Genomic DNA, 22,324 nt, shown 5'->3' with positions numbered 1-22,324 from the left:
AGGGGCCGCGTTTTGCAGTGCGATCTTGAGAGAGCATAAAGCGATGACACAACAACAAAACCTGCTTAGGTGCCAATATTTAGAAAGCGACTTAACCATGACCAACTCAAACTATTTCTTTCGCCTCTCGACAATCGACGATTCCCCCGCTATCTCCTCCCTCCTCGAGGAAGCCGAACGCCCCGGCCTGGACTCTCAAGAGCGGACCTCGCAGGGATTCGTTCAGGGAGAGATGAGCCTCCGCGCCATTGAGGAGCGCTTCCGCATTGGATTCGGAGCGGTGGTGGGTGTAGACAGGGAGGCGGACTCCGATGCAGCTGAGGCAATCCTCGCAGTCTCTTTTTCGCCCCGTCCCGACCGACGAAACCGTCGACCATCAGCTCGCCGGCCTCGCCCGCACGATCCGTGTCAGCTCTGAGCTCGACCCGGACCGTCTCCTCAGCTATAGGCCTGTGGCTGTCGCCGACCGCGCGAAGGGGGCAGGGGCTCGCCCGTATGCTTTTCGACGAGCTTGACGACATCGCCCGCCACCGGGGCTCGCACGAATTGGTGTCCCTGGTGGATAACAAAAATTTTGCCTCGATGTCCTTGCACAGAAAATCCGGCTTCCGCGCGTTTTCGTAATATGACTTCGGTGATTCGACGTACACGGTATTTGTCAGGGGCGTACTCGTCCAAAGCGAATCGCGAGCTAAATTATACGTCGGCAGTTGCCTTCTTCTGTATTGACAACCTAAACGCCGAGAGCAGCCCAATTACAAGTACACCAGCTGAGAAGTACAGGACCATGGATGTGGCATCGGCGAAAGCGTTACTCAAAACACCGCCGATACCTGGGCCAAACCTTTCGGTCAACGCCGGAATCGCAGATCCGGCGGAATCCGCAGTTGCGCTGGTTAGCCCGTCAATCGCTGCATCGGGCACATGTGCGGTGGCAAGGGCGTCGGGAAGCTGGGAGGTAAGCGAGGTGGCCAACACCGTGCCTGCGACGGCGACGCCGAGCGCGGAGCCCAACTGACGCGCGGTGGACTGCGTCGCGGAGCCCATGCCGGAGGAGGCCACGGGGACTTCGGCGAGTACGACAGAGGCGAGCTGTGCTGAGGCGAAACCGACGCCGGTGCCGTAGACAGCGAGTACAACGGCGAGAAGCCACGCCGACGCCTCTGGGCCGATGAGTAGGCCTGCTACGAGGATGCCGGCGATTTCCAGTACGAGTCCGATAATGACAGTCCGAGCAGGGCCGAACTTGGCGGCCACATGGCGGGCTGCGGCACCCGACACGAAAGAGCCGAGCGACATGGTGGCCAGAACCCAGCCGGCTTGGATAGTCCCTAGCCCAAGAACGGAGATTAGGTAGAGGGGCAGAACGAAGAGGGCGGAAAATTCGCCGAGCGCGACCGTCAAAGCTGTGACATTCCCGTTGCTAAAGGAAGGGATACGAAACAGCTTGAGGTCGAGAAGCACAGGCCGGCCGTTGCGTAGTCGGGAACCCTCCAGCACCAAGAAGGCAATCGCGAAAAGGATTCCCACTGCGATGTAGAACGGGGTCGGTGAGAGGCCGAAGATGCTGGTTTCTCCCTTCGGAGTCCACCAGCCGAATGTCGTGGCCTCGATAAGCCCATAGACCAGGAAACCCAGGGAGATGGCAGACAGCAGCGTGCCGGGGATGTCGAAGCCCGCAACTTCGCCGCGGTCTTCGAAGCCGCGGAACACCTTAATGCCGGCGAGAAGTAGGCCGGCGACGATGGGAATGTTGATGATGAAGATCCAGTGCCAGGAGAAGGTCTGGGTCAGCCAACCGCCCAGGAGCGGGCCGATCGCTGCCATCGACGCCATGACTGCGCCCCAAATGCCGAAGGCTGTGGCGCGTTCTTTGTCGCGGAAGGTCGCGTTGATAGTCGCGAGGGTGGCAGGCAGAATCATTGCGCCACCGACGCCTTGGAGTCCACGGGCGAATATGAGTAAGCCTGCAGAAGCGGACAAGGCCGCCAGCGCTGACGCTACGGCGAAAACTATCAGGCCAACGCGGAAAATGCGGGTGCGGCCAAACTTGTCGCCCAGAGTGCCCATTATCAGCAAAAGAGCAGCGAATACGACCGAGTACAGGGAGGATACCCACTGGGCCTCGGTTAGGTTCAGGCTTAGTGAGCGAATGATTGTGGGCAGCGACACTGCGACGATGGTGGTGTCCAGCACGATGAGTGACACACCAAAGATGAGGATGGCGAAGATTTTCCAGCGATTCTCGTGGCCCGTCTGGGCTGTCCGAGGCATCAGGGTTCCCTCCAAGAGCTGCGCGGTTGTGCGCATTTAACTGCGTATATAACCAACCGTAGCCCCGCTGGCCAGCGGCACTGCAGCGGAACCGATTCAGGCTGCGGGGCAGTTACGAAAAGAGGGGTAGGAGGGCGCGGGCGTGCGGGCACGGCTCTGCTCAGATTGCACTAGTGTGTACGGGATCATGTTGTTGGCGAGCTATGGCGCACCCACAACATGATCTCGCGCCAACAAGTGGAGTCGCGCGCACCCGGCCCCGCCCACTGCAGAGTCGCTATCCCGGCAACGCCGGAACCTTGCGCCGCCGTATCTCCACTGTGTAAACGGCATCTATAAACAGCAAGAACCCCCGTCGTAAAGCATTGGAAGCTTTTACGGCGGGGGTGAGCGGCTGCTTTGCGCGCTAGGCGGGCTGTCGGAAAGAGCCCGCTAGCAGGCGACTAGCAGTCGTAGTACATCTCGAATTCCTGCGGGGTCGGGCGCAGTCGGACCGGCTCGATCTCGTTTTCGTACTTGAACTTGATGTAGGTCTCGATGAGGTCCTCGGTAAAGACGTCGCCCTCGAGCAGGAACTCGTGGTCGTTCTTCAGGGCCTCCAGGGCGGCCTCCAGGGAGGTCGGTGCCTGCGGGATCTCAGCGGCCTCCTCCGGCGGGAGCTCGTAGAGGTCCTTATCGACCGGAGCGTGCGGCTCGATGCGGTTCTTGATGCCGTCCAGGCCGGCCATCATCATCGCGGCGAAGCCCAGGTACGGGTTGCCCGACGGGTCCGGAGCGCGGAACTCGATGCGCTTGGCCTTCGGGTTGGAACCGGTAATCGGGATACGTACGGCAGCGGAGCGGTTGCGCTGCGAGTAGACTAGGTTAATCGGAGCCTCGAAGCCCTTGACCAGGCGGTGGTAAGAGTTCAGGGTCGGGTTGGTGAATGCCAGGACAGCGCCTGCGTGGTGCAGGATGCCGCCGATGTACCAACGGGCGATGTCGGAGAGACCGCCGTAACCGGACTCGTCGTGGAACAGTGGCTTGCCGTCCTTCCATAGAGACTGGTGGGCGTGCATGCCCGAGCCGTTGTCGCCAGCCAGCGGCTTCGGCATAAAGGTGACGGACTTGCCGTGCTCCCAGGCGGTGTTCTTGATGATGTACTTGAACGACTGCAGATCATCAGCCGCGTGCAGCATCGTGTTGAACTTGTAGTTGATTTCCTGCTGGCCACCGGTGCCGACCTCGTGGTGAGCGCGCTCGAGATCGTAGCCGGCGTCGGCAAGCTTCAGGCACATCTCGTCGCGGAGGTCCTGGTAGTGATCGTACGGAGCGACCGGGAAGTAGCCGCCCTTCAGGCGGGTCTTGTAGCCCAGGTTGGTCGAGCCGTCCGGGTTCTCGTCCTTACCGCGGTTCCACCAGCCCTCGACGGAGTCGAGCTCGTAGGTGCCCTTGTGGGTATCGGTCTCAAACTTAACGCTGTCGAAGATGTAGAACTCGGCCTCTGCGCCGAAGAAGCAGGTGTCGGCGATGCCGGTGGAGATCAGGTACTCCTCGGCCTTCTTTGCGACGTTGCGCGGGTCGCGGGAAAACGGCTCCAGGGTGAAAGGGTCGTGGACGAAGAACTTGACGTTCAGGGTTTTCGCCTTGCGGAACGGATCGATACGAGCGGTGCCCAGGTCGGGCAGCAGTGCCATGTCGGACTCGTCGATGGAGGTGAAGCCGCGGACGGACGAACCATCGAACGCCAGGCCCTCGGTCATTGCGTCCTCATCGAACGCGGATGCCGGGATGGTGAAGTGCTGCTCGATGCCGGGTACATCCGTGAAGCGAACATCGACGAACTCAACGTTCTCTTCCTTAATAAACGCGACTACTTCCTCGGGAGTTTTGAAGGACATGTGCGGTCTCCTTAGTTGGCCTTGTTGGTTCACGACAGGGGTAAATGCGCCAAAGTTTGCGCTCCTGTCGCGTTGTCAAGGACTGGCCGGTTGACGCTGACTAGCTTAACTAAATATGGAACCATTCTGGAATTGGTTTGGCTTCAACGTCGCTAATAGACGTATTGCTTCAGGATTGGAAAACAAAATACGTAATTAGGGAGAGTCTTACCTGTTTGGCAAGAATGTTCCGTTATGCTGCGTAAATAAGTGTCATTCGCTTGCCGACGCCCTTTTCTGCGGCGTTGTGGTGACTGCGGCAAGTGTTCCCGGCGGCACTGCCCCCGATTCTACCCCCAGGGGTGAATGGCTCGAGAGGTCCTCGTATGTACCTCGTGGTTCATCCGTGTGGTTGAGTAAACTTCATTCGACTACAAAATTACTTTGCCCAGGCCTACACAGTTTCGACCATGAGATAGAGCAACCAACCTCGCAGGCTGATGGCTCGCAGGCTGATGGCAACGCATTGCCCAGTCGGTGCTGTGCCTGCACTACACTGCTAGGACATGGAAGAAAAGCACAGTTGGCTCGACGGCCCTCAGGTTCCCGGAGAATTCGATAATCCTGACCACGAATCCGATTACCCCGGTCAGGCGCTAGGGCTGACTCCCAGTGGCCCCGGATCACAGGCGACCCTGCTGCGCCGCTCCGGCGGAATTCTCATCGACTGGGTCATCTGCATTTTCTTGACCGTGGCATTCACACCCTTCTACAAGCCGAGCCAGGCGCAGTTGGACCAGTTCGGCGATTCTTTCATCGCCTGGCAGTCGTTTGTGGCGACTCTGACCCCGGTGATTTTCCTCGTTCTGGGAACGGTGTCCGTCTGGCTTTTCGCGCGGACGCCTGGGCAGTGGGCGATGAAGATGGGCGTCGCGCGTATCGACGACCCTTCTAAGCGCGTCGGATTCGTCCGAGCTTTCGTCCGGAGCCTTCTGACAATCTTCCTGCTTCCTCCGGCGATCGTCGACTCCGATATGCGAGGAATGCACGACCGCGCGACGGGCACGGCCGTGATTCTCGGCTAAATCAAATCGGGTTAGACGACTAGCACAACGAGCACCTGCGCCAGGATGATCTTCATGATCATCGCCATCGGATACACGGTGGTGTAGCCCATGGCGGGGAGCTCGTTTTTAGCTTGGTCATTGACATAGGACAGGACCGCGGGGTGCGTCTGCAACCCGGCGAGAATGCCCGCAGTCTGGCCGAACGGAATCTTTAGCATCTTGTGTCCGACGATCAGAGTCAGCAGCGAGGAGCTGAATGCAATCACTGCTGCGATGCCGAGCACCGTCAGTGATGCGGGGTCGGACAGTGCCGCCTGGAAGCCCTTGCCGGCAGTCGTGCCGATGCCTGCGAGGAACAGCGCAAGGCCGACAGTTCGGAACGCCAAGTTTGCGGAGTAGGGGATTGGCCACACGAGAGGGCCGGTGCGGCCCAGGGCGCCGAGGATCAAGGCTACGACGAGCGGACCACCCGCGGAGCCCAGAGACAAGGAGCTGCCGCCGGGAAGAGGAATCTTCACCAGGCCGACGAGAACGCCGAGAGTCAAGCCGAGGATGAGGGGGAGCAAGTTCACGTCGGAAAGCTTCTTGTAGGAGTCTCCGAAGAACTTCGTAGCCTCGCCAATCTTCTCTGGCTTTGCGACGACGCGAACGCGGTCGCCCAGCTCCAGCCTCATATCTGGCTCGGCGACCATATCGAGGTCTCCGCGGCGGATGCGAGTAATGAGCATGCCGCCCATGCGAGTATGCAGCGTTGATAGCGGAACACCGCAAACGTCGGATGCAGAGACGAAGATGCGGCGGAACTCGAGTCGGCCATCATGGGTCGGATCGCCTGGCAAGAGCTCGCCTAGCTTTTCCGCGGCCTGCGCAATTTCCTCCTCCGTGCCGACGACGGATACGACATCGCCCACAGATACGGAGTCACCCGGCGAGGGGATGTACAGGTTTCCCTTGTACTCGATGCGGGAGATGATGATGTCCAAGCCGAACGCGGAAGGGATCTCGGTCGCGGTGGGCAGTTCGGGGTTCGTGACCCTGATGTCGCGGGTGTGCAGCGGCAGAGCTGCAACGCCAGCATCGATTGCTTCCTGCTGGTGATTGACGCGGAACACCTTCGCCATGATGCCAATCGAGGCGATGACTCCCAGCACGCCAATGGGGTAGGCCAGCGAGTAGCCGATAACGGGAAGGTCCTTCACCGATGCGAGCTGCTCGCCGTCCTTAATAAGGCTCGGCAGCGCGTCGACGATTGCCGCCATTGCGGGGGTGTTGGTCAAAGCACCGGTGAATGCGCCCGAACCCTCAACGCCGTCGATGGGGAGGAACCGGACCAGGAGAAAGGCCTCGACCGTTAAGACAACCAGAACAGCGATGCCGAAGAGGTTGTGTTTAATCCCACGGGATTTAAGGGAGGAAAAAAATTCTGGGCCGGCCTCAAGTCCAATCGTATAGACGAACAGGGCCAGACCCACGATGTAAATTAGCGGTGGAATCTGAATATTGGGCTCCACTGTCGCCAGCCCGAGGCCGACGAACAGCACCGCTGCGACGCCCAGCTTAAAGCCAAAAATCTTGACCTGACCGATGGCCAGGCCAAGACACATGATGACCAGAAGCGCTAATAATTCATTTTCAGCCAGTATTGCCACGACCTCCATCGTGGCACAACTGAATCAATTCTTCATTAAGCGCCCACTTAGATGGGGTTTAGCTAGTGATTCTTGTTGCGGTTGGCCGCCCGACGAGCGCGACGATTCATGCCAGCCTGGGCGTTCGCGCCCTTCGGCAGCGGTCCCTTCGGCATATTTGCGCGCGCATCGCGGATGCGATCCATCGACTGCAGGCGCTCGTTCAGAGCGTTCGCCTGGTCCTTGTTCAGGTTGCGCGGCAGGCGCATCAGCTCTCGCTGCAGGCTCTTGACAGCAACCTCGCCCTCGCCGCTGCCTGCGATCATGTCGTAAATCGGGGTATCTCCCGCGATGCGGGACAGGGCCTTCTTCTCGCGACCGATCAACTGGCGAACTCGGTGCTGATCGCCCTCGCCGACCAGGACGATGCCCGGGTTGCCAACGACGCGGTGCACGGCATCCATGTGCTGGTTAGCCTGTGCGCCAGTCTTAACGTGCCAGACCATGCCGACACCGCTGCGCATATTGTCGAGAGCCCAAGCAGCCGCGCCGGCCTGCCCCTCGGCCTCCGAGTAGAAGGAGGCTTCAAGGCGCTTGGTGAAGATGTACATCGCCGCCATGATGCCGAGGGAGATACCGATGATTGGCAGGACCCACGCCCAGGCGCCACCAATGACAAGGCCGATAATCAGCAGCAGCACGATGGGGGCAAAAAAGCCCAGAGCCATGTACGGGACAAGCTTGCTATCGCGGGATTTTTGAAGCTTAAAGGCCTGCCACATCTGGCCGCGGGTCTGCTTGCGCTGGGCGCGCTTTGCCGCGCGCTGCGCCTTCTTCACTTCTTTCGGATCAGGGTTGGTCGCCATAGTCACCAACTTTAGGACATTGCCGAGGCAATTAGGCAATTAACCCCGGCAATGCCGACAGAATAAGTGAAAGGAACTTTCCCGCTATTAGCGCGCCGAGGTCACCGGGGTGTCCTCCGAGGCGCCGTAGCGATCAAGCAGCGTAGAAGCCTCCTGCATCGCGCGGGAGTCGGCGCCGCCCTCGTCGGCAAGCTCGGACAGGTGGGCCGGCAGCTCCTCGCCACGGTGGGCGAGTGCGCGGGCGTAGAGGCGGCCCGCGCGGTACGAAGAGCGCACCAGCGGGCCCGCCATCACGCCGGCGAAGCCCATTTCCTCGGCGGCCTTAGACAGTGCGACAAACTCCTCCGGCTTGACCCAGCGGTCGATCGGGTGGTGCATCGGAGTGGGGCGCAGGTACTGCGTCACGGTGATGATGTCGCAGCCGGCGCCGTGGAGATCCTCCATCGCGGAGATGATCTCGTCATAGGTCTCGCCCATGCCGAGGATCAGGTTCGACTTCGTCACCATACCGGCCTCGCGTGCGCGGGTGATTAGCTCGAGTGAGCGCTCGTAGCGGAACGCCGGGCGGATGCGTTTGAAAATGCGTGGCACCGTCTCGAGGTTGTGCGCGAAGACCTCCGGCTTGGCGTCAAAAACCTGCTTGGCCGCGGCCTCGTCGCCGCGAAAATCGTCCACCAAAAGCTCGACGCCGGTGTTCGGGTTTAACTCGTGAATCTGGCGGCAAGTCTCGGCGTATAGCCAGGACGCGCCGTCGGGCAGATCGTCGCGCGCGACGCCGGTAATGGTGGCGTAGCGCAGGCCCATCTCGCGCACCGACTCCGCCACTCGGCGCGGCTCGTCCTTGTCCAGGGCATCCGGCTTAGACGACGTAATCTGGCAGAAGTCACAGCGGCGCGTGCACTTGTCGCCGCCGATCAGGAAGGTTGCTTCGCGGTCCTCCCAGCACTCATGAATATTTGGGCAGCCGGCCTCCTGGCAGACGGTGTGCAAAGAGGCGCCGGAGACGCGGTTCTTCATGTCCTTATAGCTGGGGCCCGGGCGGACCTGGTTACGAATCCACCGTGGCTTGTGCTCAATGGGGGTTTGCGCATTTCGAGCCTCGACCCGAAGCAGCTTGCGTCCTTCTGGTGTAACAGTCACGTGTCTAACCCTACTTCTTTGTTGATGAGTACTCGAAAATTCCTGTGGCGGCATCGTGTCTCACACCGCTCGCGTGCCCGGCTTGGTCCTGTTCGGCACGCCTTCCGACGCCCTTATCGGCGCCGCTGGAACCCGTGTGCCTGCGCAATCCTTTTGTGGGGTCCGGTGCGGAGCCAAAGGAATGATCCGCGACCGTGAGGCGTCCCTCAAGCGCATCTCGGAGGTCGCCCAGCAGCGGCTCGACCATATCAGCGACCGGAATGTCACGTCCTAACTCCGCGGAGAGCGTGGTCACTCCCGCATCCGCGATTCCACATGGGACGATGTAGTTATAGAACTCCATGGTGTTATCGCAGTTCAGGCTGAGGCCATGCATGGTCACCCCGTGGGTCACCCTAATGCCGAGCGCCGCAATCTTGCGATCGTCCCTGCCTGCCGACGCCGGAACCCACACCCCGGACCGGCCATCGATGCGGCCGGCATTGGCAATCCCGGTGCGGCGAACGGTCTGAATCAGCGCCTCCTCGAGGCGGCGCACATAGTCGACGACATCTACGGGCTCGGCGAGCTTGATGATTGGGTACATAACCAGCTGGCCGGGGCCGTGCCAGGTGATGCGGCCGCCGCGGTCCACATCGACAACTGGAAGACCATTTGTCGGCCGATCCTCAGGCTGTGTGCGCTTTCCCGCCGTATAGAGGCTCGGATGCTCGAGAACAAGAATCTGATCTGGAATCTCATCCTTAGCGCGGCGCGCGGCGAGGTCTGCCTGCAGGTGCCAGGTCTCCTCATAGTCGACCAGTCCGAGATGACGAAGTTCAATATCGCCGCCCGATACCCGAATCGATTGGTCCGCGCGAGTAAAAGGTTTACGTGGAGCAGTCATGGTGGTTTACAGGATACGCTGCATCCCGGATTCGAGGTTGATTCAGGTCCGGGTGACGTCAGCTTGGCAGGCGGGGCCATCCCGGTAAATAGCAAAACGCCCCCGGGGCGCCCTCCAGTAGGAGGAAAACGCGGGGGCGTGGTCGTCGTAAAGCGGGCGAAAGCGGGTTCTAGCCGAAAATCGCACGCAGGACTGCGACTGTGACAGCGGCGATGCCAGCGGCGGCCGGAAGGGTGATGACCCAGGCCATGCCGATTGGCTTCATCAGGTTCCAGTTAGCGGCGCGGTTGACAATGCCGACGCCGAGCACGGCACCAATCAGGATGTGCGTGGAGGAGACTGGCAGGCCCAGCAGCGACGCAGCCATAACCACGGCGGCGGCGGAGAGCTCGGCGGAGAATCCGGAAGCCGGGTGAATCTCGGTCAGTCCAGAGCCGACGGTCTTAATCACGAAGCGGCCGATGAACCACAGGCCTGCAACCAGGGCGACGCCCATGGTGATCATGACCGCGATTGGGACCGCGGACTCAGACGCGATCTCATTAGTGCGGAGGACATCCAAAATTGCGACGAATGGGCCGAGCGCGTTGGCGATATCGTTCGAGCCGTGCGAGAAGGCAAATGCCGCAGCGGTGAAGACCTGCATCCAGCTAAACAGCAGGAAGGTAGAACGGTCGAGTTCGTGGCGCTTCAAGGTACGTGCGAAGATGTAGACCGCGAGCCAGACTACCGTCGCGACCATGCCCATAATCATGTAGTTGGCAAGGCTGGATAGACCCAAATCGAGGTTCTTCAGGCCCTTGAATAGCATCATCGCGGAAATGACAATCGAGCCGAGGGCAGCAAGGCCTGGCACCCAGGTCTCGAGAGCGCGGTGAGCGTTGACGTCGTCAGCCTTGGACTCGATGGAAACTAGCTTGCGGAAGTACTCGGACTCCAGGTCATCCGGAGTCCAGTCATCCTCGCGCATGAGCGTTGCGTCGCGCAGCATTGCATTGGTGTAAGCGATCTGGTCGTGCTCCGACATCTCTTCGAAGCTGGCCTTGTGTGCTTCCTTGAGCTCGTGCTTCTGCAGCTTGATCTCCTGCAGCTTGCGATCCGCATTTTCGTTGTAAACGAGAATGGACTTCTTGATTCCGCCGAAGAGGAAGAAGGCTGCGATGCCGCCCAGAACAGGGGAGAGGACCCAGGAGATTGCAATCTGTCCAATCTGACCCCACTGCACCATGCTCCAGCCGCCCTTGCCGGTGACGAAGCCGACAGTCAGAGCAGCGCCGACGATACCGCCGACAATCGAGTGCGTCGTGGAGACAGGCCAGCCCATGCGGGTCGCCAGAAGAAGCCAGACGGCTGCGCCCAAAAGCGCCGCCATCATGATGAATGCAAACTCCAGTGGGTTGAGCCCACTAATTGCGCTGATGTCGACGATGCCCGAACGGACGGTGTCCGTGACCTCGCCGCCAGCGAGGACTGCACCAGAGACCTCGAACACTGCGGCCACTACGAGGGCCTGCTTCATGCTCAGGGTGCCGGCGCCGACTGACGTGCCGAAAGAGTTGGCGACGTCGTTGCCGCCGATATTGAAGGCCATGAACACGGCGAAGAGGATTGTAATAATCAGAATCGTCGTGTTCGCTGCTGGGCCTACGAAGTCGTAAGCCCAGAAAACGAAGAGAAGAAGATTAATGGCGAGTAGGCCGCCGAAGAAAAGGTGCCACCACTTGTCTTGGCCACGAGTCTGGTTCGCATCGCCTGCACCTGTGGCTTTTGTGGTGCCCGCTGGAGCCGAGGACATGCTCAGCCTTTCTGTTCAAAATACTGGAAGCAAAAATGAAAAACACCCGAAGAGTGCTCGTTGTAACAATGCTTTCTTAGGTTGGTAACAGCAAGGTCTTAAGTAGGTGGCCGCAAGGTTAACGAATGATTAACTTATTTAGTTGAATTTGGAAAGTTTTAGTGCCAAATGCGAAAACCGCCCCGGGGTGGCATCTCATGAGATGCCACCCCGGGGCGGTTGAGCCTATGCGGCAGGCGCCCGTTTCTGGTGTCTGGTGCCGTCTAACAGCACCCAGCTGATGCCCTACAGCTGCAGATCGGACTCGAAATCAGCAACCTGAAGACGATCCACGACGGTTGTCATGAATCGACCAGCGTCTGCGCCATCGACCAGGCGGTGATCGTAGGTGATGGGCAGGTAAACCATTGCGCGGATACCGATCGCGTCCCCGCCATTTTCAGTGACGACAACCGGGCGCTTCTTAATAGCGCCGGTGCCCACCATGGCCGCCTGCGGCGGAACCAGAATCGGGGTATCGCTCAGCGCACCCTCCGAGCCAATATTGGTGATGGTGAAGGTACCACCGGTCAGATCCTGCGGCTTGAGCTTGTTGTTGCGTGCGCGGTCGGCAATATCGACAATCGCGGCGGCGAGTTCCGGCAGGGACATGTCCTGAGCGTTATGGATAACCGGGGAGAGCAAGCCACGCTCGGTGTCAACGGCGATGCCCAAGTTCACCTTGTCGTGGTAGGTGATTTCCTTGGTCTTGTCGTTCCAGGAAGCGTTGACGTTCGGGTGATTGACCAGGGCCTCAACAATTGCCTTAGCGAAGAACGGCAGGAAGGTGAGCTTCACACCGTGCTTAGACTGGAACTCCTCCTTCTTAGCTGCGCGCAGCTCCCAGACCTCGGTCATGTCGGCCTCGTGGACCTGGGTGAGCTGAGCGGAGGTCTGCAGGGACTCCAGAGTCTTCGAAGCGGTGATCTCACGGATGCGGTTGACCCGCTGAGTGGTGCCACGGAGCTCAGCCAGCTCTGGGCGAACACCCTTGGTCGACCAGTTGGAGCCTGCGGCGGAGGAAGTAGCCTCCTGGCCACCTTCAGCTGCGCGCAGAACATCCTGCTTGCGGATGCGGCCGCCGATTCCAGAACCCTCGACCTTGGTCAGGTCGACGCCGTGCTTGTCAGCCAGCTTGCGGACCAGTGGGGTGACGTACGGAACGTCAGCGTTCGCGGACTTCTCCTCGGCCTTTGGAGCTTCCTTCTTCGGCTCCGGCTTCGGCTCGGGCTTCTTCTCCTCGGCCTTTGGAGCTTCCTTCTTCGGCTCCGGCTTCGGCTCAGCCTTCTTCTTCGGCTTTGCGCTACCGCTGCCCACGCGGGCGATGACCTCGCCAACGTCTACGGTGTCGTCCTCGTCGTAGAGAACGTCGAGGAGGGTACCGGCGACCGGGGACGGGATCTCGGTGTCGACTTTGTCGGTGGAGACCTCGAGCAACGGCTCGTCGACCTCGACGGTGTCGCCGACCTTCTTCAGCCAGGTGGTAATGGTGCCTTCAGTGACGGACTCGCCAAGCTCCGGCATCTCAACATCGGTGGCGTCGCCAGTCTCTGCGTCGTCATCGCCCTCATCTGCGGGCTTTTCAGCCTCGGTGCCGGCGTCTTCCGGCTCCTTTTCCTCAGCAAGCTCCTCAGCAGCTTCCTTTTCGGAATCTTCCTCGGCTGCCGGTGCTGCATCAGCATCGCCTACGCGGGCGATGACCTCGCCAACGTCTACGGTGTCGTCCTCGTCGTAGAGAACCTCGAGGAGGGTACCGGCGACCGGGGACGGAATCTCGGTGTCGACTTTGTCGGTGGAAACCTCGAGCAGCGGTTCATCGACCTCGACGGTGTCGCCGACCTTCTTCAGCCAGGTGGTAATGGTGCCTTCAGTGACGGACTCGCCAAGCTCCGGCATCTCAACATCGGTGGCGGAACCGGAAGCGGCCTTCTTCGGGGCCTTGTCTTCCTTCGGCTCCTCCTTAGCTGGAGCCGCCTCTTCCTTGGCCGGTGCTTCCTCTTCAGCTGCATCGTCACCGGACTCCGCAGCCTCGCCCGGTTCACCAACCTTCGCGATAACCTCGCCTACGTCGACGGTGTCATCTTCTTCGAAGAGGATCTCGGTGAGAACACCGGCGACCGGGGACGGGATCTCGGTGTCGACCTTGTCGGTGGAGACCTCGAGCAACGGCTCGTCGACCTCAACGGTGTCGCCGACCTTCTTCAGCCAAGTGGTGATTGTGCCCTCGGTTACAGATTCACCGAGTTCGGGCATCTCAATAGAGGTCGCCATGTTTGTGCACTCCTCGAAAGTAAAAATCTCGTTTAAAGATGGTTATTACAAATCAGCTTACAGGCTGAATTCTCAGCTTGCGTACGGCCACAACCCACCGCAGGCTGTGGCCGTTTTTGGGTTCCATGTCATAGGGGTAATTCACTGCCGTATGACCGGCTAATTCGTTGCCAAGTCCTCGATTACGGAGAACATGGTCCGGACCGGGACACCGGTGCCCCGCTTCGGGGTGTAGCCGTACTCCCCGGTCGTATTGAAAGCTGGGCCGGCAACGTCGATGTGTACCCATTCGATATCCTCGCCGACAAACTCACGCAGGTATGCGGCGGCAACGCTCATGCCGCCGAAGCGGGAATTGGTGACGTTGCGCAGGTCTGCCACAGGAGACTTCAGTGCTTCTGCAAGCTCCTCCGGAATCGGCATTGCCCAGCCGTTTTCGCCAACCCCCTGGGAAAGCTCAGCCACGCGGTCGCGGAACTCCTCGCTACCCAGAACGCCGGGGGTGCGCTCGCCCAGCGCGATGAGCTGCGCGCCGGTAAGAGTAGCCGTATCGATAAGGTGAGTCGGCTTGTCCTCGCTAGCGCGAACCAGCGCGTCAGCCAGAATCAACCGACCCTCCGCGTCAGTATTCAGAATCTCGATGGTCTTGCCGCCGTACTGCGTTATAACATCACCCGGGCGGTATGCCTTGCCGCCCGGCATGTTCTCAGCCATTGGCACGGTCGCCGTCACAGGGGTAGAAACACCCAGTCGGGCTGCGAGGACGACGGTCGCGATAACCGCGGCCGCACCGCCCATGTCGGAAATCATATTCTCCATGCTGGCGCCCGGCTTCAGCGAAATTCCGCCGGTATCGAAGGTGACGCCCTTACCGACCAAACCCAGCGTGTTCTTCGAATCCCCATTGCCAGCCCACTTCAGGCGAACCAGTCGAGGGCCGCGCGACGAACCACCACCGACAGCGTTGAGTCCACCGAATCCTTCGGCGAGTAGTGCCTCGTCGTCAAGCACCTCGACCTCGAGACCGGCATCGCGGCCGAGAGCCTCCGCGGCATTTGCAAAGGTTTCGGGGTAGAGGTGGGACGAAGCGGTGTTGACGAAGTCGCGGGCGGTCGCAACGGCATCGGAAATTGCTGCAGCACGCTTTACGACGTCGTCTCCCGCGCCAGGCACGACCACCTTCTGCGTGGTGGGCGCGGACTCTTCCTTCTCCACAGCGTCGGACTTGTGGCCGGCGTAGGCGTAGGCGCCCATCGCGAACCCCTCTGCCGCCGCAGCCGCATCGATGGCGCCAAGAGTGTTGAATACGACCTTTGCCTTGGTCATCCTGCGAGCTGCAGCACCGGAAGCACGGCGAATGTCCTCAGCGTCGAGATTGTCGGAGCCAAGGCCGACGGCGGTTACCGCGTTAACGTCGAGGCTCGCGGGGGCCGGGACAGTGGTAATCGACTCTGGCTGAGCGCTCGCCGACACAGCCTCGAATGCCGCGAGGAGCTCCTCTGCAGCGCCGCCGATTGCGTCGGGGGCGACCAACTCGAGGCCGTCCTCGCCGTCGATAAGCGCGACGAGCACACTGTCAGCCTCTGCGGGGAGCTGCTCGGCCCCCTCGATGACAACACGAGTGCCGACGGCAGGCAGGTGCTCGGCCAGAATCTTGTCGTTCAGGGCGCTTCCGAGACCGTTAGCTGGGACTGACATAAATCGAATCTCCTAGTAGTCGTAGTATGTGACACACCACCGTATCTCTAAATGCTGAGTTCTGCCCCTACCCGGGGAACCGAGTTCAGATAACTGTCGCCCTAACCATGGGTTTTACTTCGCGGCACACTCATCGCTGCTCGTGATTGCGGGCTTCATTTGGGGGCGTGCGAAGCGCCCGTCCACCACGCCGGTTTAGGATTAAACACATGTCTGCTTTGGAATTTTCAATCGAACGTAACCAGAATCCGCGCTCTGCTTCCGAGCGTGAGGAGATACTCGCCAACCCGGGATTCGGCAAGTACTTCACCGATCACATGGTTCGAATTGACTGGTCCGCAGACAAGGGCTGGCACGATGCCCGCCTCGAGGCCTACGGCCCCATTAGCTTCAACCCGGCGGTCTCGGTCCTTCACTACGGGCAGTCAATCTTTGAGGGGCTCAAGGCCTACCGCATGTCCGACGGTTCCATCGTGACCTTCCGGCCGCAGCAGAATGCCCGCCGCTTCCAGCGCTCCGCCGAGCGCATCGCGATGCCGGAGCTTCCGGAGGAGGCCTTCCTGGAGGCTATCCGCCTGCTTGTGGATGCAGACAAGGAATGGGTCCCGCCAGCCGGTGGGGAAGAGGCACTCTACCTGCGTCCCCTGATGTTCTCCACGGAGCAGACTCTGGGGGTTCACCCGTCCAATTCCTACACGTTCCTGCTCATTGCGTCGCCGGCCGGCGCGTACTTCTCCGGCGGTATCAACCCGGTGACCGTGTGGCTTTCCCACGAGTACGTCCGCGCGTGCCCGGGCGGCACCGGCGCAGCCAAGTTCGCGGGCAACTACGCGGCATCCCTGGCCGCCCAGGCGCAGGCGGAGGAGAAGGGCTGTGACCAGGTGGTGTGGCTCGATGCCATCGAGCGCAAGTACATCGAGGAAATGGGCGGCATGAACCTGGCGTTCATCTACCCGGACGAGTCTGCAGAAGCAGGCGTGCGCCTCGTCACCCCGGAGCTGTCCGGCTCACTGCTGCCGGGTATTACCCGAGACTCTCTGCTCCAGGCGGCCGCGGACATGGGTATGAACGTCGAGGAGCGTCGCATCTCCACCGACGAGTGGAAGGCGGACGCGGAGTCCGGTCGGATGAGCGAGGCCTTCGCCTGCGGCACAGCTGCGGTGATTACCCCGGTCGGCTTCGTGAAGTCCGCGGATGGCGAATTCGAAATCAACGGTGGCGCCACCGGCGAGTGGACCATGAAGCTTCGCGAGCGCCTGACCGGCATCCAGCACGGCGAGGTTGAGGACACCCACGAGTGGATCTACAAGCTGGTCGAGGCGTAGTTCGTACCTAGATGATTGGCGACAGTCGGTCGTAGCCGGCCGAGACCTCGGATAGCAATCAGCTAGCCTTCGGACAGCCAAAATTCCGGTTATGGTGGTGCCAGCACTACCTTGGAATTACTCTGGGGGATATCGGCTTATCCATGCCCGGCCGGTTGAATTATGACTATGAGATCAGCAGAGGGCTGCGCCGTATCGGGCGCACGCGGCCAGGGAGAAGTAGCCGCAACACAGATGAGTCAGCAGTCGTCAATTAGGCCTGCAACGGGCGGTGAGAGCGTCGGAAAGCGAGAGAGCTTCCAGCCACCGCGCGGGAGCAGGCTGGACTACCTCGATGCGGTTCGGGCCATTGCGATTATCGGCATGGTCCTGACCCACATCGGCATGTACGCCAAAGTGCCCGTCGTGGTCGAGTTCGTCGCCTCCGGTCGTGCCTCCATCACCTTCGCGGTGCTCGCTGGTATCTCGGCTGTCTTTATGGCTCGCTCCGCTTCACGACGCGCGGGACATCCTGACCCGAATACAATCACGCGCGACGGACAGATGACGATTGTGAAGCGATCGCTTGCGCTGCTTGTCGCCGGTCTGCTCCTTTCCGCCATCAGTTTCGGGCCGATGGTCATCCTGACCACCTACTCGGTCCTGCTGCTTCTGGCAGCGGTGGTGCTGAAGATTCGGCGCACGTCGGTGCTTATGATTCTGACGGCCCTTGCTGCGGTTATTACTCCGCTTCTTTCTTTCGGATTGCGCACGATTTTCCCGCCAGTAGACGAGCTGATGGTCCCATCGGTACTGGAGTTGACCTCGGTTGAAGGGCTGCTGGCAAACGTCAGGGTTTTGCTCCTATACGGCTTTTACCCGGTGCTGACCTGGATTCCGTTCCTGCTGGCAGGGCTTGTCCTAGGTCGCGTAGTTACCTCGGACAAGCCTCGGTTTAGGGTAATGCTGGGCGTCGGAGCTGGACTTGCGGCTATCTCATACGCAATTAGCTTGGCGGTCCGATTTTTCACCACTTTTGACGCGGAGCGCCGAGCGGCCTACGAAATCTACCGGCAGGACAGCATTGCCCGGCAGGACAGCATTGCGCATCTGGGGTTCGGAGGCGCAGCTCCCGAGTACAGCTGGATGCAGACCGAATCCGGAACCACTCGCATTGATGACATCCGGTCGCTCCTTGTAGCAGCCCCGCACTCGGGCTCCATCACCGAAATTCTGGGCGGTATTGGTGTCACGGCGATACTGATTGCCTGCATGGCTCTAATTTGGCGCTTCGCAGGGCCGTATTTGAAGCCGCTGGCGACGATGGGACGCGCATCTCTGACTTATTACGTTGGCCATATCCTGGTTCTCGATGTGCTTTTGCTGCTCGGTCTTGCCGGGGTTGACACGGAACTTGGATTGGGAGTGATGCTGTTGATCCTCGTGGTCGCGCCCATGATTATCGCGCATTTCTGGTTCCGCAAGTTCAAGCGCGGGCCGCTGGAGTGGTGCATGCACAAGGTGGCGTACCTCGGAGTGGGGGAGCAGGGAACCAAGGCCTAAGGTCGGCGCTCAGCCGGGAGGCTTGGATTCGAAGGATAGGAGTGTGTTAACGCTCGGCCATGCCCTAAGCAACATGCCCCTAGTAAACGGTCCTTGAGTACCACCAGTGCCACTTGTCGGAGCGAAATCATGTTGTTGGCGCGCTATAGCGCACCTACAAGTGAATATCGCGCCAACAGGTCACTAGCGCTTCACACGTGGGCTGGCGTTTTGTCTCGCCGCCGAACCCTGCCCCTTACCCCCTATCTTGGCCCGTCTTCAAAACAAAAAACACGCCCTAGGAAAACCTAGGGCGTGTTTTCTAAAGCGGGAGGCTAGAAGGTGTGCTCGTTCTTGGCGCCCCGGCAAACGGTCGGCGCAAAATAATTTGGGCGAGCCCCGAAACGAGCCTCCTGTACTCCGCCTTCCCGGCGGTGTGCCCTTAGAATACGTCCGTTATTTACGCCTAGTCAATAGTTTTGGAAGAAAAAACACTAACGGGGGAGTAGAACCTCGAACCTACTGCAGGGCAATCGCCAATGCGCAGGATGAAACGGCAGTTGAGGACTCAATTACGGCCCCCAGTACGTCTCCGCCGATTCCTCCTAAACGATGTGAGCAGTGGCGGGTAAAAACCAAAGTCATAATCAATGAGGACGCGCTGGCTAGTAATCCGGCCAGCCCCAGCGAACAGGCGGCAAGGAAGAAGAGAACCAACCACCAGGTCGCGATAACCCAGCCCGGTTGGCTGCCCGCAACCAACCCGCCGAAGCCCGTGTCCGATTGTCGGGGGAAGCGCGTCCAACATGCTGTAGTAGCAGCAAGGCGGGACGCGACAAAGGGGACTGCGAAACAGGCAAGGCCAGTGCTAATTGTCCCGAAAGTGGGTTCGCTGCGCCAGTATCCGATAGCAATTGCCGACAGGAGTGCGAAGGCTGCGGCATTGACCAGCTGAGACAGCACAATCGCACCGACACCCATCGGCCCGGTGGAAGGATCACGAAGGATTTCCCGTGCCTTCTCCGGCGGCGCGTAGGAGCCGAGGGCATCCGCTATGTCTGCCAGGCCGTCCAGGTGCATACCGCGGGTGAGCAGCTGCGTTGCCACAACGATTAGGGCGCCCAGGAGGGCCAACTCGATTCCCGCCGAGTCGTCTGCGGGCTGTCCCGCAGCCATGAAAGCAACCGTGAGGGCGACGGCAGCGGCCGTGGGAACGAGCCCCACAATCGGCAGCGCTGAAATGGCGCGTCGGCCGGTGATGCGGTCGAAAACCGTGGCCCCGCGCAGGGGAATTACGGTAAGCCACGACAGCGCCGTGGTAATTCCCTCAGTGACGGCGTTGCCGTGGGCTGCGATATTGCCTTCTAATTGACCTTCCTGTGAAGGTCCCGCCTTATCGGACATAGCTCGCTCTGTATTCCGCCACGCCTTCGTGTCGCAGTCTCATTTAATCCTTGTTGCTCACGCCGGCGTCGGCGAAAGTCGCCATGTTGCGAAGAATGGAAACGCCGTGCTTGACCAGCGGCAGGGAGGCTACCGCGCCGCTGCCTTCGCCCAACCGCATTCCGTACTCGAGGAGTGGCTGCTTATCCAGGTGCCGCAGCGCAATCTCATGCGCCGGCTCCGCGGATTTGTGGCCCGCAACCCACCAGTCCCGGGCGCCTGGAGCTAATTGGTCGGCGAGTAGCGCGGCCGAGGTCACCACTACGCCATCGAGGATGACCGGGGTGCGCCGCACCGCTGCCTGAGCCAGGAATGCAGCCATTGCGGCCAGGTCGGGGGAGGAAATTCGGCGCAGTACCTCGACCGGATCGTTGCGCAGGCGCCGGACCCGGAACATCGCATCGCGGACTGCCGCTACCTTGATTTTCCAACCGTTGTCGTCGATGCCGGTGCCGCGTCCGACCACCACCACGGGCTCGGAGTTAGTGACGGCGCCAATCATCGCCGCGGCCGGCGTGGTGTTGCCAATGCCGAGGTCACCGGCAATGAGTAGGTCAGCGCCCTCGTCCACCGCCTTGTCCGCGATGGCGATTCCAGCGCGAATAGCGCGGGCTACCTCTTCTTCGCTCATCGAATCTTCGCGGTCGATAGAGCCGCAACTACGACGCACGCGATACGGCCCGTCCGCATCATGATCCAACGAAATGTCGACTACGGAAACGGATGCGCCCGCGACCTCTGCGAGGGCATTGACGCCGGCGCCCTTCATCTGGATATTGGCGAGCATCTGAATGGAGACTTCCGCCGGAAAAGCGGAAACCCCGTGCTGCGCGATACCGTGGTCGCCGGCGAATACAACTACCCGGCAGTCCTGCAACTCTCGTGGTGGGCACTCGCCCTGACATGCGGAAATCCAGATACCGAGTTCCTCAAGTCGCCCGAGTGAGCCCGCGGGCTTGGTCAGCTGTGCTTGACGCTCTCGTGCTAGTTGCTCAACATTCTCATCCGGTCGCGCTACCGGACCAAAATAATCCGCGTTCATAATTACAAACGCTACCCGAATCTTCAGGAGGGCTGCTTCACGACCATCGGGCAACCCGCAACCACCAAGACAACCCGCTCGCACAGGGCTGCCAGCTTCTGATTGAGCAGACCAATTTCGTCGCGGAAGAGCCTCCCGGAACGATGCTCAGGTATTACCCCGAGGCCAACTTCCGGGGACACAATTACCAGGTCCGCGTTGCTGGGCCAGTCACGCACCGCATCGACTAGGGCGTCGGTCATCGGCTCGACCTGTCCCCGCGGCTTATCCCAGAGGCTGGCCTCTTCCATTACGTGGGTCAGCCAGGTGCCCACGTCGTCAAGCAAAAGATGAGAGGCCGGACCTAGAGACTCGGGTGATGCGAGCACGCTGGCTGCGTCGGCGTCGTCGATTGTGCGCCACGTTACGCCGTAGCGGTCGGCCTGTGCTTGCCGACGGTTCCTATGCGCGGCGACGCGGGCGAGGAAATCGTCATCGCCGGGCCACGGTCGAGCGGTGGCCAGATAATAGAGGGTCCGGCCGGAATGGGCGGCGAGCAGCTGTTCCTCCGCCCACACGGACTTGCCTGAGCGGGCCCCTCCCAAGACGAGCGTGCGCATCCTAGGCCTAGGTTCTTACTTGATATCGTCGCCGATATTGACCTGCGGGCGAGGAGTGCGCAGGCGGCGCGGCTGGGATGCGCGCGAGTAGGCGTAGAAGCCAATGCCCCAAGGCCCCTCGGAGGTCTTCGGGAAGTGCTCGCGCACCAGCTTCATCGCGCGGCGGCCAAGGTAGATGCCCTCGAGAAACAGGCCCACGATGAGAACCATGGCTACAATCGAGGCGATGTTGGCGACCTTCGGCATGGAGGTGCCGACCATCATCACCAGTAGCAGTACCAGCGCGAACGGTAGGAAGATGTTGGCGAGGAAGCGGCGCGAATCGACCCAATCACGGACGAGCTTGCGCTCCGGGCCCTGGTCGCGAGGCAACAGGTAGCGGGGATCGCCGGCAGCCATTCGCTCATCTGCAATGCGACGCTGCTCCCGACGCTCAGCGCGTTCGCGCGCCTTGACGGCCTTGAGTTCCTCCTTGGACATCGAAGCCTTCAGCTCCTTGCGGCGCTGACGGGCCTCCTTAGAGGTCAGCGGAGCCTCGAAATAGCCCCGGCGAATGCCTCGCTCTCGTTCGATGTCGTTGCGCTTGGGGGTCGGACGTCCCTTCTTCGGAGTGAACGCGCCGTGAGCCTGCTTAGAGTCCTCGGACTGCGGGCTAGCTGCCGAATCCTCTGCTGACGCGCCACCGTCAAAGGGGTTGGCAGATGCCGCAGCGGCAGCGGAGCCCATCTGCTCGTTCTTCTTTTTCTTCCACGGAATTTCCACGACCCTAGACTATAAGGAATCACCTCGGCCTTTCTAATTGCCCTCCGCATTGGTGGTGCAGCATAAGAGCCATAACATCCGAGCCGCTGAGAAAATTGTTGAAAGTTAA

General features: G+C 60.5%; 17 protein-coding genes and 1 pseudogene. 5 read left to right on the top strand and 13 right to left on the bottom strand.

Annotated features, from left to right (window positions below; translation table 11 throughout):
* Positions 1 to 97: 97 nt before the first annotated feature.
* Together CLAC_RS07995 and CLAC_RS13165 are read left to right on the top strand one after the other, a co-directional pair.
* Positions 98 to 418, top strand: a complete 321-nt coding sequence (locus CLAC_RS07995) for a hypothetical protein (protein ID WP_053412459.1) — start codon at positions 98 to 100, stop codon at positions 416 to 418.
* Entirely contained in the window at positions 406 to 624 is a 219-nt protein-coding gene (locus tag CLAC_RS13165; protein WP_169750335.1) for a GNAT family N-acetyltransferase, read from the top strand. Before CLAC_RS07995 ends, CLAC_RS13165 begins: the two co-directional genes overlap by 13 nt.
* A 72-nt stretch (positions 625 to 696) precedes the next feature.
* Here CLAC_RS13165 and CLAC_RS07990 read toward each other — a convergent pair whose 3' ends face one another.
* Both CLAC_RS07990 and glnA read right to left on the bottom strand, forming a co-directional pair.
* Positions 697 to 2,310, bottom strand: a complete 1,614-nt coding sequence (locus tag CLAC_RS07990) for an MFS transporter (RefSeq protein WP_245621841.1) — start codon at positions 2,308 to 2,310, stop codon at positions 697 to 699.
* Positions 2,311 to 2,717: 407 nt separating this feature from the next.
* Entirely contained in the window at positions 2,718 to 4,154 is a 1,437-nt protein-coding gene (gene glnA, locus CLAC_RS07985) for a type I glutamate--ammonia ligase (protein ID WP_053412457.1), read from the bottom strand.
* 545 nt (positions 4,155 to 4,699) lie between these two features.
* On the opposite strand from glnA, the gene CLAC_RS07980 reads away from it, so the two are divergent.
* Positions 4,700 to 5,218, top strand: a complete 519-nt coding sequence (locus CLAC_RS07980; protein ID WP_053412456.1) for an RDD family protein — start codon at positions 4,700 to 4,702, stop codon at positions 5,216 to 5,218.
* Positions 5,219 to 5,229: 11 nt separating this feature from the next.
* Here the strand turns inward: CLAC_RS07980 and CLAC_RS07975 are convergent, their stop codons facing one another.
* The 7 genes and pseudogenes from CLAC_RS07975 to CLAC_RS07945 all read right to left on the bottom strand — a co-directional run bounded on the left by CLAC_RS07975 (position 5,230) and on the right by CLAC_RS07945 (position 15,523).
* Complete coding sequence (locus tag CLAC_RS07975) at positions 5,230 to 6,849, bottom strand: aspartate:alanine exchanger family transporter (protein ID WP_211255349.1); 1,620 nt, start codon at positions 6,847 to 6,849, stop codon at positions 5,230 to 5,232.
* Between the two features lie 62 nt (positions 6,850 to 6,911).
* The gene (locus CLAC_RS07970) at positions 6,912 to 7,694 is read right to left on the bottom strand and encodes a DUF4191 domain-containing protein (RefSeq protein ID WP_053412454.1); all 783 of its coding nucleotides are present in this window, start codon (positions 7,692 to 7,694) and stop codon (positions 6,912 to 6,914) included.
* Between the two features lie 87 nt (positions 7,695 to 7,781).
* A complete protein-coding gene (gene lipA / locus CLAC_RS07965; protein ID WP_053412453.1) occupies positions 7,782 to 8,834 on the bottom strand; it encodes a lipoyl synthase in 1,053 nt (350 codons plus the stop codon).
* Between the two features lie 145 nt (positions 8,835 to 8,979).
* Positions 8,980 to 9,720, bottom strand: a pseudogene (gene lipB / locus CLAC_RS07960) (lipoyl(octanoyl) transferase LipB); the annotation flags it as partial.
* A 169-nt stretch (positions 9,721 to 9,889) separates the two neighbouring features.
* A complete protein-coding gene (locus CLAC_RS07955) occupies positions 9,890 to 11,515 on the bottom strand; it encodes an inorganic phosphate transporter (protein WP_053412452.1) in 1,626 nt (541 codons plus the stop codon).
* A 285-nt stretch (positions 11,516 to 11,800) separates the two neighbouring features.
* Positions 11,801 to 13,825: a 2-oxoglutarate dehydrogenase, E2 component, dihydrolipoamide succinyltransferase gene (sucB, locus tag CLAC_RS07950; protein ID WP_053412451.1), complete on the bottom strand. Its 2,025-nt coding sequence runs from the start codon at positions 13,823 to 13,825 to the stop codon at positions 11,801 to 11,803.
* Positions 13,826 to 13,984: 159 nt separating this feature from the next.
* Positions 13,985 to 15,523 (bottom strand): leucyl aminopeptidase, encoded by a 1,539-nt coding sequence (locus tag CLAC_RS07945; RefSeq protein ID WP_053412450.1) that lies wholly within the window; start codon positions 15,521 to 15,523, stop codon positions 13,985 to 13,987.
* Between the two features lie 209 nt (positions 15,524 to 15,732).
* Between CLAC_RS07945 and CLAC_RS07940 the strand changes: the two genes are divergently transcribed.
* Together CLAC_RS07940 and CLAC_RS07935 are read left to right on the top strand one after the other, a co-directional pair.
* A complete protein-coding gene (locus tag CLAC_RS07940; RefSeq protein WP_053412449.1) occupies positions 15,733 to 16,848 on the top strand; it encodes a branched-chain amino acid aminotransferase in 1,116 nt (371 codons plus the stop codon).
* A 168-nt stretch (positions 16,849 to 17,016) separates the two neighbouring features.
* Complete coding sequence (locus CLAC_RS07935; RefSeq protein WP_169750334.1) at positions 17,017 to 18,390, top strand: DUF418 domain-containing protein; 1,374 nt, start codon at positions 17,017 to 17,019, stop codon at positions 18,388 to 18,390.
* A gap of 498 nt (positions 18,391 to 18,888) precedes the next feature.
* Here the strand turns inward: CLAC_RS07935 and CLAC_RS07930 are convergent, their stop codons facing one another.
* Genes CLAC_RS07930 through CLAC_RS07915 form a run of 4 tightly spaced genes read right to left on the bottom strand, consistent with a single transcriptional unit; the run spans position 18,889 to position 22,215 of the window.
* Positions 18,889 to 19,773 (bottom strand): adenosylcobinamide-GDP ribazoletransferase, encoded by an 885-nt coding sequence (locus CLAC_RS07930; RefSeq protein ID WP_053412447.1) that lies wholly within the window; start codon positions 19,771 to 19,773, stop codon positions 18,889 to 18,891.
* A gap of 43 nt (positions 19,774 to 19,816) precedes the next feature.
* Entirely contained in the window at positions 19,817 to 20,854 is a 1,038-nt protein-coding gene (gene cobT, locus CLAC_RS07925; protein WP_053412446.1) for a nicotinate-nucleotide--dimethylbenzimidazole phosphoribosyltransferase, read from the bottom strand.
* Positions 20,855 to 20,877: 23 nt separating this feature from the next.
* A complete protein-coding gene (locus tag CLAC_RS07920) occupies positions 20,878 to 21,453 on the bottom strand; it encodes a bifunctional adenosylcobinamide kinase/adenosylcobinamide-phosphate guanylyltransferase (RefSeq protein ID WP_053412445.1) in 576 nt (191 codons plus the stop codon).
* Between the two features lie 15 nt (positions 21,454 to 21,468).
* Positions 21,469 to 22,215, bottom strand: coding sequence for a DUF3043 domain-containing protein (locus CLAC_RS07915; protein ID WP_053412444.1), 747 nt, complete (start codon positions 22,213 to 22,215; stop codon positions 21,469 to 21,471).
* Positions 22,216 to 22,324: the final 109 nt, after the last annotated feature.

The sequence above is a fragment of the Corynebacterium lactis RW2-5 genome, assembly GCF_001274895.1.
GTDB classification, from domain to species: domain Bacteria; phylum Actinomycetota; class Actinomycetes; order Mycobacteriales; family Mycobacteriaceae; genus Corynebacterium; species Corynebacterium lactis.
The sequence above is the reverse complement of the archived record's forward strand: the minus strand, read 5'-3'. Positions and strand labels throughout refer to the sequence as shown.

Excerpts from the sequence above, each read along its gene's own strand:
- CLAC_RS07970 (WP_053412454.1), bottom strand. The coding sequence starts at position 7,694 with ATGGCGACCAACCCTGATCCGAAAGAAGTGAAGAAGGCGCAGCGCGCG.
- CLAC_RS07990 (WP_245621841.1), bottom strand. The coding sequence starts at position 2,310 with ATGCGCACAACCGCGCAGCTCTTGGAGGGAACCCTGATGCCTCGGACA.
- CLAC_RS07930 (WP_053412447.1), bottom strand. The coding sequence starts at position 19,773 with ATGTCCGATAAGGCGGGACCTTCACAGGAAGGTCAATTAGAAGGCAAT.
- CLAC_RS07920 (WP_053412445.1), bottom strand. The coding sequence starts at position 21,453 with ATGCGCACGCTCGTCTTGGGAGGGGCCCGCTCAGGCAAGTCCGTGTGG.
- cobT (WP_053412446.1), bottom strand. The coding sequence starts at position 20,854 with ATGAACGCGGATTATTTTGGTCCGGTAGCGCGACCGGATGAGAATGTT.
- CLAC_RS07945 (WP_053412450.1), bottom strand. The coding sequence starts at position 15,523 with ATGTCAGTCCCAGCTAACGGTCTCGGAAGCGCCCTGAACGACAAGATT.
- CLAC_RS07955 (WP_053412452.1), bottom strand. The coding sequence starts at position 11,515 with ATGTCCTCGGCTCCAGCGGGCACCACAAAAGCCACAGGTGCAGGCGAT.
- sucB (WP_053412451.1), bottom strand. The coding sequence starts at position 13,825 with ATGGCGACCTCTATTGAGATGCCCGAACTCGGTGAATCTGTAACCGAG.
- CLAC_RS07940 (WP_053412449.1), top strand. The coding sequence starts at position 15,733 with ATGTCTGCTTTGGAATTTTCAATCGAACGTAACCAGAATCCGCGCTCT.
- CLAC_RS07980 (WP_053412456.1), top strand. The coding sequence starts at position 4,700 with ATGGAAGAAAAGCACAGTTGGCTCGACGGCCCTCAGGTTCCCGGAGAA.
- CLAC_RS07995 (WP_053412459.1), top strand. The coding sequence starts at position 98 with ATGACCAACTCAAACTATTTCTTTCGCCTCTCGACAATCGACGATTCC.
- CLAC_RS07935 (WP_169750334.1), top strand. The coding sequence starts at position 17,017 with ATGAGATCAGCAGAGGGCTGCGCCGTATCGGGCGCACGCGGCCAGGGA.
- glnA (WP_053412457.1), bottom strand. The coding sequence starts at position 4,154 with ATGTCCTTCAAAACTCCCGAGGAAGTAGTCGCGTTTATTAAGGAAGAG.